Genomic DNA, 15,790 nt, shown 5'->3' on the forward strand with positions numbered 1-15,790 from the left:
TTACATACGTAAAAAGAGGAAAAACAAGAATGATTTATTTTTTAATTATGCCTAAAAAATAGGCCATTTTGCACCATTGAGGTTCGTGTGTGCATCAAAGTGCGGCTGAAAGATATTTTAGCAATGGCAAGCACTTCCAGAAAAAATTTTCACATCTTTTTATAAATGGTATCTCTACGGTCTACGTCTAGCACTAATAACACAATTTTGGCATCAATCACTTGATAGGCCAAGCGATAGCCTGCCGATCTAAGTTTGACTTTATATAAGTCAACTGAGCCACTCAGTTTGTTTTTCGGGATTTTGGGATTGTCTAAAATCGTTTCGAGCTAATGAATATAATGATTCTAAGAATAAATCGTATTTTCAATCTAGTTCAGTAAATTTATTTGCAAGCTCATATAGTTTACTTTCAATTAATTTAGCTACACCTAAGTATAAAAGAATAATACTAAAACAAGATGATAAAATTAAGGCATCTAGATCACCCTTAAAATATTTATGCGATAAGAAAAGTATAATCATAGCAACCAAAGAGCATAAAAAATATGAAACCTTTGATGATTCGGATACAGTTAGTATAGGAGAATTTAGATTCTCATATTTTTTTATTTTTTTACCTGCTTCTAATTTTATGACTATCTTATTATCAATAAAAACCAAATAATCCCTGCAAATAAAATACAAAATAAAAGCCTCCTTAATATTACTTTTTCCAAAAACGTAATTTACAAAATCCTCATTTACATCCATAGTTTTTAAGGCTAAATCTTTATCTATTATTTTTAAATTAAAATTTTCCTCATCCAAGTTATAAAAACCACTTATTTTATGAGAAAATAAAAAAATCCAAAATTTATTATTATCAACTAAAATATAAATAAAAGAGGAGATCACTAAAAAATACAAAGATATTTTCATTGATTCAAGCGTAAACATAATTATCCAGCCTTATTAAACTTTAGTTTATTATCTTCTGATTTTTTATCTTCTATGTTATCTGATATCTTATTATGACTATTAATCACTGAAACTGCTTTTACCAATTCAACACTAGTCTTTAATTGCTCTTGCACAGCATCCCCCATCTTTTGATAGCCCGTAGAGTCTAATTCCTTACCAAAATATTTTAGAGCCAATTGCTCTTTAATTTCATTTGTTTTTTGTGGGTCAAGACTGGCAACATATTGTGGAAAAGCTAAGAGTTCTAAATGTGTTTGTTCTGCTTGATCAGCAAGCCGACGATAGTGCGATGCTAGTTTAAGATAATATGTAACTAAAATACCAAAAAAAATGAAAACCATGATCTTTAGTGTTAAAAATACTTGGAAATCGATTTTTTCAAAAATAAAAGATGCAATTAAAATTAATGATATAAATAAACTTAAATATAAAGTTTGAATAAACTTTTTTTCATTCGATCTTGCTCGAATATTGTTTTTTTTGTACGCATTTAAATATACATTCTCGGTTTTTATCTGCTGTATTTTTTCCCAACCTTCTTGAATTTCGCTAAAGTATTTACTAAATTTCAGTATGTAATCTTCTCTAATTTGCTCAGCTTCACTCATAAATTCAACAAAAGCATTTCTCATACCAATTTTTTGTTCTGCTATTTCTTGAGTCAGTATACTATTTTCATTTTGATGGGAATTTAAAATTTCATCTAATTTCTTCTTATTTAAAGATAAATGTTGATCATTTTTTATATTAAATTCTTTTAATGTGTTATCTAAATTTTTAGATAATTCATTTAATTTATTATAATTTAACTCTGTTAGCTCATTTATTTTATTTTTAAAAACAAACAACTCATTTTCATATCTTTTCTCTATTGTTTTTTTAATATCTTCGATTTCAATAAAAACTTTCTTATTATTACTTTGGATTCCAAGTGTAGATCGATAGTAAGAATTAAAACTTTTTCTAAGATATTTAACTTTTCTAAGAATATTATTTGATAAAGTAACTTTCTCAATCTCATCTAAAACTTTAAAATTTTTATAATCCCTTTCAATATAATTAATCTTTTCACTTAAATCATGACAATAACCTATAGATTTATCTATATCAAAATCAACTATTTCATTTCTTTTTTTATTAAAAAATATTTCAATTTCATTAATAATTTTATGAATATCCTTTATAAAAAGAATAAATTCTTTATTTAGATTATTATAATTTTCAAATAACAATGAATTTTCACTATTTATATAATTATTAGATTCTAATAAATGAATAAATCTATTGATTTGATTTTCAATATTTAAAAGCTGTTCAATCACAATGGTGGCACATATTTTTCTTAATTTTTACATTTTCTCACATAGTTTATACATAAGTCACTACTAAAAAACAAAAAACCGTCCTCACGGACGGTCTTTTTTATTCATTTTGCATCAAGCCACTGGCGCCAAAGTAAACAACAACCTGCCCCGTTCTGACCGTTTGCCCTTTTTCAATGGTAATCACATACGCTCAGGTACGAGAGGTTATACATTAAACCCAATATGCTTACCTGTTGGTAGTTCTACATCTATACGTAACTTTCCACCCATCGCTTCAACATATTTTTTCATAGTTGAAATTTTTAAATCATTACCACGATTTTCAATTGCAGATAAAGATGGTTGTTTAATGCCTAGAGTTTCAGCCAGTTCTTTTTGGGAAATCTCAAGCTCTTCACGAATCATATGTAAATGTTGCTCAAGCAATAGCTCTTCTGCCATTTTTTGAATACGTGCTTGGCTCTCGGTTGAACGACTTGCCAAAAGTTCTTGTAATGTTTTAGCCATATCAAGAATCTCCTAAACTCTTTAAATGCAAAGTATATTGCTCATCGGCAATCGTGAGTATTTCTGTATAGAAACGCTTTTTACCGCTTTTATCACCAATACATAAAACAATCGCTTGTCGAAGTGGATCAAAAGCAAAGAATGCCCGAATCGGTTTACCACGGTGTTGCACACGTAGCTCTTTCATATTGGTATATTTAGAATCATATACCGTATCCACTAAGGGCCTACCTAAACTTGGGCCTTGTGATTGCAACACAACCAAAGCAGCTAACACTTTTTCTTGTGTCGATTCATCTTGCTGTTCAAGCCATTGGTTAAATACATCGGTGGTAATAACCGTCCACATATCCCAAACTTTTCATATAGACTATAAGCTATATCATAATAGACTGTAATCTATATTGCAAATGAAAAACCGCCCTTAGGGACGGTCTTTTTGCTTTAAATTTCCCCTAACCCGGAGCTATATATAGCGCAAGAATAAAGAGGGGAAATTCCCTCCTTTGCAAAAGGAGGGTTAGGGAGGATTCTTTAAGCCACTGGCGCTAATGTAAACAACACCTGCCCCGTTTTCACCGTCTGCCCTTTTTCAATGGTAATCGCATCGACACGCATACGCTCAGGCGCAATAATTGGAATCTCAATCTTCATCGCTTCAATCACCGCAAGTGTTGCACCTTCTTCCACAATATCCCCCGACTGACATTCAATTTTCCAAATTGAACCCGGCATATGTGATTCCACCGCACAACCACCTTCAGGCACTTCAACACCTTCGCCATCATCCACAGCATCTAGACTTTCAGAGACATATTCCGCAAGACCTGCTTCATGCCAGCGACGGCGCTCTGCATCAAAGTTGGCTTGTTGCACCGCTTTAAATGCCGAAATAGATTCTTGGTTTTCAGTTAAGAAGTCGTTGTATTCTTTGAGGTTCAATACACCTTCTTCAATACGTAGTTTTAAACGACCTGCTTTAAAGTCCTCACGCATTTGCATGAGTTCCGCTTCAGACACTTCATAAAACTTAATTTGGTCAAAGAAGCGCAGTAACCACGGCATACCTTGTTCAAAGTCAGGGTTTTTACGGTAGCGTGACCACATTTGCGAAGTACGACCGACAAACTGATAACCCCCTGGACCCTCCATCCCGTAGACACACATATACGCACCGCCAATACCCACGGCATTCTCAGGCGTCCAAGTGCGTGCAGGATTATATTTTGTGGTGACCAAACGCTGACGCGGATCAAGTGGCGTTGCCACAGGCGCACCCAAGTACACATCGCCCAAGCCCATGACCAGATAACTTGCGTTATACACTACATCTTTCACAGCTTGTTTGTCTTTTAAGCCGTTAATACGACGGATAAATTCGATATTGTCCGGACACCACGGCGCATCTGGACGTACGGTTTGCATATAGCGTTCAGTAGCCAATTGCGTTTGTGAATCTTCCCAAGCCAGTGGTAAATACACGGTACGTGATGGCACTTGCATCTCGGTGACATCAGGCAGTTGCTCTTCAGCGACTTGAAGCATACGCAGTAAATCAATCTGATCGAGCTGGGTCGAATCAAAGTGAATTTGCAGTGAACGAATGCCCGGTGTCAGGTCAATAATGCCTTGAATATTTTGATCTTTCACCCATTGCATCAGCGCATGAATACGGAAACGTAGGTTTAAATCTAAAACTAACTCGCCATATTCCACCAACATATAGTTGTTACCGGCAGGACGATACACCACATCAGGCGTACCATTTTGACCTTTTAAGGTATCTAAAATGGCAGATTTCAGCGTACTGATTTCAGGATAAAATGCTTCATCAAAAGTCACCGCTTGCGTATCTTGGGCAGTTAATTGTGCATGATATTTTTCGTTCAGCAATTTCGCTTGATGATAGCTGAGAGGTACAAATTTGACTTTATCGCCGGCTTTGAGCTGACCGAGTTTCCAAAGCTCAGAATTGATCACCACCGCAGGACACACGAAACCACCGAGGCTTGGGCCATCTGGACCTAAGATAATTGGCATATCCCCAGTAAAGTCGATGGCACCAATCGCATAAGCATTGTCGTGAATATTGGATGGATGCAGACCCGCTTCGCCACCGTCCTGACGAGCCCATTCTGGTTTTGGACCAATCAAACGAATTCCGGTACGGCTAGAGTTGAAGTGAATTTCAAACTCGTTGGCAAAGAAGGTATCAATGTCGTTTTTGGTAAAGAAATCAGGCGCACCATGTGGACCGTACATCACCGCAATTTCCCAAGAATTGGAAAATGTTGGGATTTGATCTTCTATTAAGGCTTTCACGTCATCAGATGTAAATGCCGTGATTGGAAGCATATCGCCAATCAGTAAATTACGCCCCGCATGACCGCCAAACTGACCCAAGGTAAAAGTCGCTTGTGAGCCTAAATATTCAGGCACATTCAGACCACCTTTAATCCCGATATAAGTACGGCAACCTGTGGCGATCTTGCCACATTTCAGCGTCTGACCTTTACGCACATTCACAGTTTGCCACATTGGGACAGCAACACCATCCAACGTCGATGGCATATCGCCACCTGCCAAGACAATTTGGCTATCGCAATGGAATTTTAAACTTGGTCCTTGGAGTGTACATTCTAGCCCTGCGGTATTCGGTGCATTGCCCAACAATTGGTTTGCGACATTCAAAGACAGCGGATCAATCGCACCTGATGGCGGAACACCAACATCCCAGTAACCTAAACGTCCTGTCACATCTTGCACGGCGGTTTGAATGCCCGCTTGTAGCACTTCAATTTTTTGAGTTTTCCACTCAAAGGTATTTAAAAAACGTGTGGTTTGCGTACCGGCTTTAAAGACATTGCAGTCGATAATGTTTTGTAGATATTCAAGGTTGGTTTCAATGCCCGCCACTTGGGTTTTAGCGAGCGTAACTGTCATGGCTTGAATTGCAGAATCACGATCATCCGCAGTCACAATAATTTTGGCAATCATTGGATCATAAAAAGATGAGACGTTTGAACCTGTTTCTACCCAAGTTTCATTACGCGCGTTGGCATCGAACTCAACATGCGTCAAAAGTCCTGCACTTGGTTGGAAGTTTTTGATTGGATCTTCGGCATAAAGACGCACTTGAATCGAATGACCTTGAGACTCAAGTGTTGATGTAGGTGCAACCCAATCGCGACTGCCTAAAGTCACCATCCATTCCACAAGATCGACACCAAAGACTTGTTCAGTAACGCCATGTTCCACTTGTAGACGGGTATTCACTTCCAAAAAGTAGAATTCTTGGGTGTCGGTATCCATCACAAATTCAACTGTACCTGCCGAGCGGTAATTCACCGATTGCATCAATTGAATCGCGACATTTTGAATATAGGCACGTTGTTCATCTGTAATGTGTGGCGCAGGTGTTTCCTCAATCACTTTTTGGTTACGACGTTGCACCGAACAATCACGCTCGCCCAGTGCTAGAACTAAACCGTTGCCATCACCAAAGATTTGCACTTCGATATGACGAGCATTTTGTACGAATTTTTCTAAGTAAAGGCCTGCATCTTTAAAGTTGGCTTGCGCTAAATAAGACACGGTTGCATAAGCTTCTTTCAGCTCCTCCGCATTCCACACCAAACGCATGCCAATACCACCACCACCTGCGGTACTTTTCAGCATCACAGGATAGCCAATACGCTCAGCCTCAAGCAGGGCTTCAGCTTCATCAGCCAATAATTGGCTACCTGGCAATAACGGTACATTGGCTTGAATCGCCAATTCACGTGCAGTATGTTTCAGACCAAATGCTTTCATTTGCTCGGCATTTGGGCCCAAGAACACAATGCCTTGTGCTTCACAGAGATTACAGAATTCGGCATTTTCAGACAGGAATCCATAGCCCGGATGAATCGCTTGCGCACCGGTATGTTTGGCCACTTCTAAGATTTTATCGACATTCAGATAGCTTTGGCTTGCAGGTGCATCACCAATAAAGACCGCTTCATCAGCTAAAGTCACATGCAAGGAATCACGATCTGCTTCCGAATACACCGCAACCGATTGGATGCCTAATTTTTTAAGGGTACGGATGACACGACAAGCAATTGCACCACGGTTGGCGATGAGAACTTTATTAAACCCATATTTTAAAGTCATAGTCTTATACCTCGCCTTCACGGACAATCAGTTGAATTTTTGTTGGGTTATAGGCATTACATGGGTTATTTAGTTGTGGGCAGTTTGAGATCAACACAATCAAATCCATCTCGGCTTTCACTTCGACATATTTACCTGGTGCAGAAATACCATCATCAAATTTTAAGTGACCCTCTGAAGTGACGGGAACATTCATAAAGAAGTTAATGTTTGGTCCAATGTGGCGCACGTTTAAACCATGCTTTTTGGCAATGGGATGTTGTGACAACGCAATCATGAAATTGTTACGGCAACTGTGCATTGGGTATTTGTCATGGGCATAACGGACCGTATTACTTTCACATGAACATGCACCGCCTAAAGTGTCATGGCGACCGCAATTGTCATCATTAATGGTGGCGATTTTATTGCCAAAGTTAGTATATAAAGTTGTGCCTTTTTCGAGATAAATTTGACGGTTCATCGCCAAAGTATCGGTTGCGCTATAACGCTCTTCAGGGTTATGTGCGGAAATAAATAAAGTATCAACCGCCTGGTTGCCTTCAAGGTCGACAATACGGAAGTACTGGCCTTTTTTGACTTCGCACATCCACGCTTCGCCGGCAGGACATACTTCGCTCAGTACTGATTTTTCATGATTTTGTGTTGGGTTTACGAGTGCAGTCATGATCATTCCCCTTAAGCAGTTAAAGCGTAGTAGCGGTTATTATTTTGGAATGCACGCTGATTTTGCGGGCATGAATCACGGCAGACATCGGTGTCGCCTAAAGGCAAAGCCTTAAATAAAGATAATTGAATATCGGCAGGTGCATATTCAGTCGAATTGTCTAAAGCATGTGGCGCACTCGATAAAAACACCAAGCAGTCCATTTCAAAACGCAATTCAATTACTTGATCAGTATTGTCAGATGCAACATACGATAAGTTGCCGTTGTCATCCGGTTGTACTTTTGAGAAGAGGTTTAAGCTATTGCTAAGATCAGTTGCAGATAAACAAAACTTGGTCATCTCTAAAAGTAGGCTGTCTTTACCATTGCGGTACATGTCATTACGCGCATCTTGGAAAGTTTGAGTGCCAAACTGTTGTTCGATTTGCTGTGCTGTACTTGGCGCACAAAAGGCATCATTCCAACCATGATCATCTTTCACAATGGATACCATCGCGCGCCCTAAATCCGACGCTAAAATGTGCCCTGTACTTAAAAATGCGCTGTGTTGACCTTTTAAGCTGTCTGGCATGTTATAGGCTTCAAGCTTGTCTTCGCTATTCACACAAAACAGTGAAACATTGGCATTTGCGCCTAAAGATTTGAGTTGTAAAACTGCGCCACGCTGAATGCGTGCTGAACAGTGGTGTCCACCCGGTAAACGTTCAGTCCACAGGACTTGATCTTCGTGATAAATTATTGTGCTCATTGCATCCATCCCAATCTTGTACGGTTTACCTCCCGGGCTTTTATCCCTCCGTGTAGCTCGAGCTTGAAACTTAAGCCGTGAACTCTCGGTCTCAGACGCAGTCTTTAAAAAAATAACTGCCGGAACCCTAGATCACTTTATGATGCTTAAATAAATGCAAAGGACGTGCCAAACTGGTAATACTATTTTTTATATTCGTAATACTTTTTTTTGAGCTAGAAATGATCACTTCAGGTGCAAGGCTCTGAAAAAGGCATCAAGATGTACCAAAATAAAAAAATCCCGGCTTGAACCGGGAGTTTAAAATCTAGAGATGAAGATTAAATCAAGCCTTCTATGCTGCAAGCTTATTTACTTAAAATCTCATGCAGCATATTACGTAGCCATTGATGGCTGGTTTTATGATGACAAGACATATGCCAGTACTGCTTCACAGAATAGGTCGGGAACGCAATTGGTGCATTAAAAATCTTGAGATTGCCACGCGATAGTAATACTTCGCTCAAATAATAAGGTACAGTCGCAATTGCATCGGTTTCTTGTACTACCAGTCCGACTCCCAGATAACTTGGCAGACGCATTAGAATGTCACGCTTAAGTTCCAGATTCAGCAATTCATTTTCAATATGGTAATGCCCCATCCCGGCATCAATATCGATATGGGTTTCATGTAAATACTCTTCGGTCGTGATGCTGTCATCCGTGAGCCGCGGATGGTCTTTCGCCGCGATCACCACATAATATTGTTCAAACAGTTTCTGCTGATAAAAGCCATTCTCCAGATTTGGCAAGAAGCCCAAAGCCAGATCAATCTCACCATTGGCCATTTGATAACTGGTTTCCGATGTAATCGGACGCACATTCAGACGGATATGGGATGCATGCTGCTTCAGATACTGGGAAATTTTTGGCAATAACACCAGATGCGATACATCGGTCATCGCCAGTGTAAAGCGCTGCTGTGAAGTGACCTGATCAAAATTGATCGTAAAATTATTGATTGCTTCAACTTTGCTCAGTGCTTCGCTGACCAAGGGAAAGAGCTGTTTGGACAGATCCGTAGGTAGCATCTCATTGCCAATACGTAAAAATAAAGGATCACCATAATGCTGGCGAATTTTATTCAGCAGATTGCTCACCGCTGGCTGGCTCATATCTAAATGATCGGCTGCCTGAGATACGTTTTTAAATTTATAGACATAATAAAAAATACTGAGCAATTTACAGTCAAGTTCAAACACAGAAATACATTTCCTTTAACTTTCTCATCATTCGGACAGGTCTTTCATCCGCATAAGTCTATTGAGGGTCAGATTAAAATATAACACTTCGCAACTATTTTCAGGATTAAACTCGCTGTAATTTTCCGTAAATAAATACTTTTAACAGTTGAATAAATCCATTAAAAAGTCCCTTAGCGTAAAATTTCCAGCCCGGTTTGCTCAGGTCAGTTAAACATTTAAATCGTATGCGATATACTCAGCCCCACCGAATAAATGGTAAAAATACAGAGAAATCTTATATGTTTCAGGGTAAAAAGCTGGTCTGTTTTGATCTGGATGGTACGTTAATTGATTCCGTAGGCATTTGGAATCAGGTCGATGCAGCCCTGATTGATGAGCTATCCAACAGAAAAGTCGATTTACATGAGATTCAGCAACAACGCGATCTTCAACTTACCGCTTTGAAACATAGGTCAGATCCTTATTTGGAATATTGTGAATTTTTAAAAGAACAATACGGTTTTGAACCAGCTAAAGAAGAAGTAAAAAATCGTCGTTATACAATTTCCCGACATTTTCTGGATCATATCGTCGAATTGAAACCTCAGGCAGACCTTCTGATTCAAGCTTTAAAACAGCAACAGATATCACTGGCTTTGACCACCACCACCAGTTTATTCAATGTACAGCGCTATCAGGATAACAATCGAAATATTAATTCTAAAATCAGCTTTGATGAGGACTTTTCCTTGATTCTCACCCGTGAAAATGTCCAGAACATTAAACCTCATCCCGAAGTTTATCTGAATGTTTTGCAAGCCTTTAACCTTCGACCTGAGGAATGTCTAATTATTGAAGACTCTCTAGTCGGTGTAGAAGCAGCCAATCATGCGGGCATCGAGGTAGTGGCAATGTATGACCAGCACTCCGCTCATGAAATAGATTTGATCAAAGCCAAAGCAAATTATTATGTCGAAAATTTTGCTGAATTATTAAGTTCATTCAATAACAACATCCACTAAAAAAGATGCCATGAAGCATCCTTGTTCATGACATCTTGAATACTATTTGTGGCTTAAAAATCTTGCTGACTATTTGGCTTTTTTATAGATTGAGCCTGAACCAACCAGATTTCCGGTTTTCTCATCGATTGCAAAATCGACCATACCTGCACCTGCGTTCAACTGAAGCATGCCATTTTCGTTCACTGCAGCGGGCATTGGATTCTTTTTCTCGGTTTTACCGGTTTCCTTATCTTTGATCGTATTGGTAATCAGATAATTTTCACCATTTTTTGAAATAACCAGAATATTTTCAAGTTTTGGATTTTCCACGGTGTTTTTCCAGTTGCCCTGATAATCTGGTGCGGGTGCTTCAGTGGTGTTACAAGCAGTTAAAAGTACTAATAATGGAATTGCTGAAAAATATTTAAGATGTTTCAAAACTGAGACCTTAAGTGTAACGACGCGGCCATTATAGAGAGAAGCCCTTAGGGCTGAAGCAGGTTGTTGTAGGCAAAGCGTTTCAGCAGTACTGGATCTGTTTTGCTTTCGTCATTTTTTGAAATCTGTATCCATATTTTATTCATAAACAGGAGGATTTTAATGATATTGAATCTGATAAAGGTCAAAAAAAAATTCCTCAATAGACCATCCAAATCTATTGAGGAGTACCAAAACGGTAAAATAAGTAAAGCTTAAAAATTATGACAATAGTTTCGCTTTAAAGTAGTTGAATACAGATTTGGCAGCATGGGTTTTTTCAACCACCTGCTCAGTCCAGTGATTCGGTAGAGAACATTTAGCGAGACCTACCCAAACGGTAGAAAACTGCTTGATGAAACTCGCTTCGTTATAATGAATGCCATATTCTTCACAGAGCGCTTTAACTTTTGGCGCAACCTGCGCATAGCGATTGGCCGGCATATCCGGAAACAGGTGATGCTCAATTTGATGGCTCAAATTACCACTCAAAATATGCAGCCAGGTCGTCCCGCTAAAATTGCTCGAACCACGAATCTGGCGCAGATACCACTCGGCACGGGTTTCATCGTCGGTATTATCCATTTCAAAGGTTTCAGCATCTTCAGTGAAATGACCGTTAAAAATGACGGCAGAAGCCCATAGACTGCGAATCACATTGGCCACCGCATTTCCGGTAAATACCGGAATGGCATTTGGCCCGGCAATGATCGGGAAAAATACATAATCTTTTAACACCTGACGGCGCATTTTTTGGCGCAAAGGTGCTGCTTCTTCCCAAACTTCTTTCCAGGTCTTGGTTTTATAAGCAATCACGTCTTCCAAATGCAGGCGTTGCAGGCCAACATACCATTCGAAAAACACCATTAACTGAATGCCCAATGGAATATTGAACAGAAAGCGTGGTTCCCATTTTTGCGATTCACTAACTCGAATTAGCCCATAACCCACATCATGATCCATCCCCACAATATTGGTATAAGTATGATGAATATAGTTGTGCGTGTATTTCCAGTCATCGCCAGTTGAAATCGTATCCCAGTCATACGTCACACCGTTCAGACTCGGATCGTTCATCCAGTCGAACTGGCCATGCATGACATTGTGACCGAGTTCCATATTTTCCACGATTTTGGAAAGACCGAGCAGACCTGTCCCCGCCAGCCATACCGGTGGCAACCAGCCGGCAAACATCAGCATGCCACGTGAGGCAATTTCGCTATAGCGGACAAAGTTGCGGATTTTATAAATATATTCGGCGTCTTTTTCCCCCAGATCATCCATGACCTCGCGGCGGATTGCATCGACTTTGGCACCGAATTCCTCAATCTGTTCCGGACTGAGAAATTGGCTTTTGCTATGTCGTTTAAAATCAATTTGCATATTCATGGGAGCACCTTCTTATAGTTTAATTAATGGCTTATCAATGGTTTATAAATTAATCACCACAGGACTCACTGCCTGAGAAATGCACAGTTTGATCTGGGTATTATTGCCATGATCAATTTCACCGGTCAGGACATTCCGTACCGAACCACTGACCTTGGTACAGGAACAGGTGTTGCAGATGCCCATCCGGCAGCCATGCGCTGGTCGCAAGCCCGACTTTTCGGCACTTTCCAGTAAGTTGGACTGCGCCTGAAACTCTTGCTGCGATCTTAAAAACTGTACCGGCTGTGCTTTAATTTTTTCATCGACCACAATCTGGAAATATTCCGAATGAAAATTGGATTTCAATTCTAGTTTATCGACGATTTTCAGTGCAGCCTTCATCATCCCGGCTGAGCCACAGGCGTAAATTTTTCGTTCTGCAAAGTCTGGCACCAGCTTTTGCAATAAGCTCTGCGTCAGATGCTGCTGGTGTTCCACGGTATTGAAATGGTGATATTTCAAGTTTGGATGCATGAGAGCCAAGGTTTTCAGTTCAGCATGAAAGGCATCATCTCGAGTGAAATAAATCAGGTCGATCTGTTCCAGAGACTGGATCACTGCTTTTTGCAGCAAGGAATAAATGGCCGTAATCCCACTGCCTGAAGCCAGGAATAAAATCGGCTGCGTGGATTTTTGCAATGTGAACTCGCCTTGCGGCTGTGATATTTCGATCACGGCACCAATTTGCATCAGGCTTAAGGCACGTGACACTTTGCCCTGCTGTTTAACCGCAATGATCAGATCACCATTTTTCAATACCGTCACCACAGAATAATGTCGCTGATGACGTACGCCATCCAGTCCGACAGTCACTGCAATATTCTGGCCGGCCTGAAATGACTTGGCTTTAAAATTATGATTTGGACGTAAGTGAATCTTGAAAAAGTCAGGGCTGATGGCTTGAATGCCCATAACGGCAGCCTTAACTTTTTTGATTGCCCAAGTTGGATGGATTTTTTCACCAATAAAATCAATGAAATCTTCTCGGATCCAATGCGGCTGATAGGTTGGCATGCTTGTCATTTTTATCCCCTTATCCGCAGACAGTTTCATTAATGTACAACTGTCTAATTATTATATTGCTCAGGATAAAGAATTCTCATATTGAGACCATGTCAATACAGGTCAAATTATGTGCCTAAGCCATATAATATGAATTTTTGTCGGACAATATCGTCTAAAAGTAGCAATCAAGGCGATATGGATTGAGAAAAAGCATTTTTAAACTGACAACGCTGCTTAGCCTATACATAAAAAAACTGACCTCTATTCGAGATCAGTTTTTTGACTTCATGTTGGGATTTTTAGATTAAATGACGCTTTAACCTGCTGCCTGCTCCAAAAGAATAGTCCCATATAATTCACGCAGATCTTTTTTCAGCATTTTACCAGTACCACTGAGTGGAATCGCATCAACAAATACGACTCGGTCTGGAATCTGCCATTTGGCTACCTTGTCCGCATAATAATCCAGCAGATCAGTTTCACTTAGCTGGCTGTCCGGCTTTTTAATGGCAATCAATACCGGGCGCTCATCCCATTTAGGATGCTGGGCGGCAATCACGGCAGCCATCGCAATTTCCGGATGTCCCATGGCAATATTTTCCAGCTCCACCGATGAAATCCATTCTCCGCCAGACTTGATTAGATCTTTAGAACGATCACTGAGTTTCATAAAGCCATCCTGATCCAGCGTAGCAATATCGCCGGTATCAAACCAGCCATCATCAGTCAGTGCAGACTCTTCCTTGCCGAAATAATGGCTGATGACCCAATGCCCTTTGACCTGTAAATTTCCTGTGGTCTGTCCATCACGTTCAATTTCATGCATCCCTTTTTCTGCATCAGTCAAACGTAGGTCAACCCCGAATGGTGGACGACCTTGGGATAGACGAATCTGTAATTTTTCTTCATCAGACAGATGCAAATGTTTGGTCTTGAGTTGATTCGCTGTACCCAGTGGGCTGATTTCCGTCATGCCCCAGGCATGGATCGTTTCACAATTAAACTGTTCTTTGAAAGCTCTTAGCATCGCCGGTGGGCATGCCGATCCACCCACTACATTTCGTTTTAGGCTTTCCAGTTTGGAGCCTGACTGGTTTGCGGCGGCAATCAAACCTTGCCAGATGGTCGGTACGCCAAGTGCTACCGAAACCTGATAAGTATCAATCAGGTTGACCAGACTGGCGCCATCCAGACCCGGTCCAGGAAGAACCAAGGTGCATCCGACCATCGCAGCAGCATACGGTGTGCCCCACGCATTTACATGGAACATAGGCACCACAGGCAACATAATATCGGCAGCCGAGACATTTAAGGAGTCAGGTAAAATGATGGCATAGCTATGTAATACCGTAGAGCGATGGCTAAACAGCACACCTTTGGGATTGCCCGTGGTTCCCGAGGTATAACACAGAGAGCTTGCTGAGTTTTCATCAATTATTGGCCACTCAAAATCTGCATTTTGGCCGGCAATCAGATCATCGTAAAACTGAACTTCTGGAATCGCTTCTCTAACTGCCGGATCAGCCGCATCCAGACAGATAAAATGCTCGACCGAGGTCAACAGCGCTTTCACGGCTTTAATTAAAGGGACAAATGTTTTATCAAACAGCACCACGCGATCCGCAGCATCATTGATAATAAAAATGAGCTGTTCCGGAAATAAGCGCGGGTTAATCGTATGACAGACCAGGCCGCTGCCAGAAATGGCATACCAGGACTCTAAATGGCGATGATTATTCCAGGCAATAGTCGCGACCCGATCTCCCTGCGCCAAGCCGAGTTGTTGTAATGCATTGGCAAAACGTTTCGAGTTTTGATGAATTTCTCCCCAATTGGTCACTGTAATAGTGGTATCGGTATTTTTGGAAATTACCTCGGTATCGGCATGATAGCGTCCTGCATGTTCAATCATGCTGCTGATCAGTAAAGGCTGAAACATCATATTTCCGAGCATTCTCCACTCCTTTGTGCTTGTTATTGGTCCGTATTTGCGTATCGTTGTTATAGTTGCATGATGGCTCGATCTGAAACCGTAACTTACTTTTTATCATCATGTGGATCGAATTTAGCAAGGAAATCTAACTTTGTAAGTATCGAATTGTGACAAATTAAGCCAAGTGACTGAGGCGTATAAAAATGGGAATACAATTTATGTAGAGATAAAATTTACACAGAAAATTTGAGACCTGATTTTCACTTTAATTGTCGTGTATCAAGACTCAAGCTTAAAAATAGAATGACAATAAGCCTAGTCCTCCCTTTTGTTATATTAAGCATCTTAAAA

General features: G+C 40.2%; 13 protein-coding genes, 2 pseudogenes and 1 riboswitch. Of the genes and pseudogenes, 1 reads left to right on the plus strand and 14 read right to left on the minus strand.

What is annotated here, in order from left to right:
- Positions 1-149: 149 nt before the first annotated feature.
- The 10 genes and pseudogenes from ACP7BU_RS09905 to ACP7BU_RS09950 all read right to left on the minus strand — a co-directional run.
- Positions 150-329: pseudogene (locus tag ACP7BU_RS09905) on the minus strand (type II toxin-antitoxin system RelE family toxin); the annotation flags it as partial.
- A 37-nt stretch (positions 330-366) separates the two neighbouring features.
- A complete protein-coding gene (locus ACP7BU_RS09910; RefSeq protein WP_416705599.1) occupies positions 367-939 on the minus strand; it encodes a hypothetical protein in 573 nt (190 codons plus the stop codon).
- A gap of 2 nt (positions 940-941) precedes the next feature.
- On the minus strand, positions 942-2,285 hold the full coding sequence (locus ACP7BU_RS09915) for a hypothetical protein (RefSeq protein ID WP_416705598.1): 1,344 nt from the start codon (positions 2,283-2,285) through the stop codon (positions 942-944).
- A gap of 114 nt (positions 2,286-2,399) precedes the next feature.
- Positions 2,400-2,469: pseudogene (locus ACP7BU_RS09920) on the minus strand (hypothetical protein); the annotation flags it as partial.
- A gap of 23 nt (positions 2,470-2,492) precedes the next feature.
- The gene (locus tag ACP7BU_RS09925) at positions 2,493-2,795 is read right to left on the minus strand and encodes a helix-turn-helix domain-containing protein (protein WP_064096734.1); all 303 of its coding nucleotides are present in this window, start codon (positions 2,793-2,795) and stop codon (positions 2,493-2,495) included.
- Position 2,796: 1 nt separating this feature from the next.
- Entirely contained in the window at positions 2,797-3,144 is a 348-nt protein-coding gene (locus ACP7BU_RS09930; RefSeq protein WP_416705597.1) for a type II toxin-antitoxin system RelE/ParE family toxin, read from the minus strand.
- 185 nt (positions 3,145-3,329) lie between these two features.
- On the minus strand, positions 3,330-6,950 hold the full coding sequence (gene uca, locus ACP7BU_RS09935) for an urea carboxylase (RefSeq protein WP_425878480.1): 3,621 nt from the start codon (positions 6,948-6,950) through the stop codon (positions 3,330-3,332).
- A gap of 4 nt (positions 6,951-6,954) precedes the next feature.
- Positions 6,955-7,617, minus strand: a complete 663-nt coding sequence (locus ACP7BU_RS09940; RefSeq protein ID WP_425878482.1) for an urea amidolyase associated protein UAAP2 — start codon at positions 7,615-7,617, stop codon at positions 6,955-6,957.
- An 11-nt stretch (positions 7,618-7,628) separates the two neighbouring features.
- Positions 7,629-8,366, minus strand: coding sequence for an urea amidolyase associated protein UAAP1 (locus ACP7BU_RS09945; protein WP_425878484.1), 738 nt, complete (start codon positions 8,364-8,366; stop codon positions 7,629-7,631).
- Positions 8,367-8,393: 27 nt separating this feature from the next.
- Positions 8,394-8,508: riboswitch (guanidine-I (ykkC/yxkD leader) on the minus strand.
- Between the two features lie 205 nt (positions 8,509-8,713).
- Complete coding sequence (locus ACP7BU_RS09950) at positions 8,714-9,607, minus strand: LysR family transcriptional regulator (RefSeq protein WP_005100231.1); 894 nt, start codon at positions 9,605-9,607, stop codon at positions 8,714-8,716.
- A gap of 281 nt (positions 9,608-9,888) precedes the next feature.
- On the opposite strand from ACP7BU_RS09950, the gene ACP7BU_RS09955 reads away from it, so the two are divergent.
- A complete protein-coding gene (locus tag ACP7BU_RS09955; protein WP_278357001.1) occupies positions 9,889-10,611 on the plus strand; it encodes an HAD family hydrolase in 723 nt (240 codons plus the stop codon).
- A 69-nt stretch (positions 10,612-10,680) separates the two neighbouring features.
- On the opposite strand, the gene ACP7BU_RS09960 is transcribed toward ACP7BU_RS09955, so the two are convergent.
- The 4 genes from ACP7BU_RS09960 to ACP7BU_RS09975 form a co-directional block, all read right to left on the minus strand.
- Complete coding sequence (locus tag ACP7BU_RS09960) at positions 10,681-11,031, minus strand: hypothetical protein (protein ID WP_004280391.1); 351 nt, start codon at positions 11,029-11,031, stop codon at positions 10,681-10,683.
- A 261-nt stretch (positions 11,032-11,292) separates the two neighbouring features.
- Positions 11,293-12,459, minus strand: coding sequence for a fatty acid desaturase family protein (locus ACP7BU_RS09965; protein ID WP_247143741.1), 1,167 nt, complete (start codon positions 12,457-12,459; stop codon positions 11,293-11,295).
- Between the two features lie 42 nt (positions 12,460-12,501).
- A complete protein-coding gene (locus tag ACP7BU_RS09970) occupies positions 12,502-13,524 on the minus strand; it encodes a flavin reductase family protein (RefSeq protein ID WP_425878487.1) in 1,023 nt (340 codons plus the stop codon).
- Positions 13,525-13,822: 298 nt separating this feature from the next.
- Positions 13,823-15,460, minus strand: a complete 1,638-nt coding sequence (locus ACP7BU_RS09975) for a long-chain-fatty-acid--CoA ligase (RefSeq protein ID WP_425878489.1) — start codon at positions 15,458-15,460, stop codon at positions 13,823-13,825.
- Positions 15,461-15,790 lie beyond the last annotated feature (330 nt).

It is taken from the genome of Acinetobacter sp. 40AMC3-4, from assembly GCF_049898185.1.
Lineage (GTDB): Bacteria > Pseudomonadota > Gammaproteobacteria > Pseudomonadales > Moraxellaceae > Acinetobacter.

What these genes read in the sequence shown, in the direction of transcription:
- ACP7BU_RS09910 (WP_416705599.1), bottom strand. Translation starts at nt 939, where the DNA reads ATGTTTACGCTTGAATCAATGAAAATATCTTTGTATTTTTTAGTGATC.
- ACP7BU_RS09925 (WP_064096734.1), bottom strand. Translation starts at nt 2,795, where the DNA reads ATGGCTAAAACATTACAAGAACTTTTGGCAAGTCGTTCAACCGAGAGC.
- ACP7BU_RS09930 (WP_416705597.1), bottom strand. Translation starts at nt 3,144, where the DNA reads ATGTGGACGGTTATTACCACCGATGTATTTAACCAATGGCTTGAACAG.
- uca (WP_425878480.1), bottom strand. Translation starts at nt 6,950, where the DNA reads ATGACTTTAAAATATGGGTTTAATAAAGTTCTCATCGCCAACCGTGGT.
- ACP7BU_RS09940 (WP_425878482.1), bottom strand. Translation starts at nt 7,617, where the DNA reads ATGACTGCACTCGTAAACCCAACACAAAATCATGAAAAATCAGTACTG.
- ACP7BU_RS09945 (WP_425878484.1), bottom strand. Translation starts at nt 8,366, where the DNA reads ATGAGCACAATAATTTATCACGAAGATCAAGTCCTGTGGACTGAACGT.
- ACP7BU_RS09955 (WP_278357001.1), top strand. Translation starts at nt 9,889, where the DNA reads ATGTTTCAGGGTAAAAAGCTGGTCTGTTTTGATCTGGATGGTACGTTA.
- ACP7BU_RS09965 (WP_247143741.1), bottom strand. Translation starts at nt 12,459, where the DNA reads ATGAATATGCAAATTGATTTTAAACGACATAGCAAAAGCCAATTTCTC.
- ACP7BU_RS09970 (WP_425878487.1), bottom strand. Translation starts at nt 13,524, where the DNA reads ATGACAAGCATGCCAACCTATCAGCCGCATTGGATCCGAGAAGATTTC.
- ACP7BU_RS09975 (WP_425878489.1), bottom strand. Translation starts at nt 15,460, where the DNA reads ATGCTCGGAAATATGATGTTTCAGCCTTTACTGATCAGCAGCATGATT.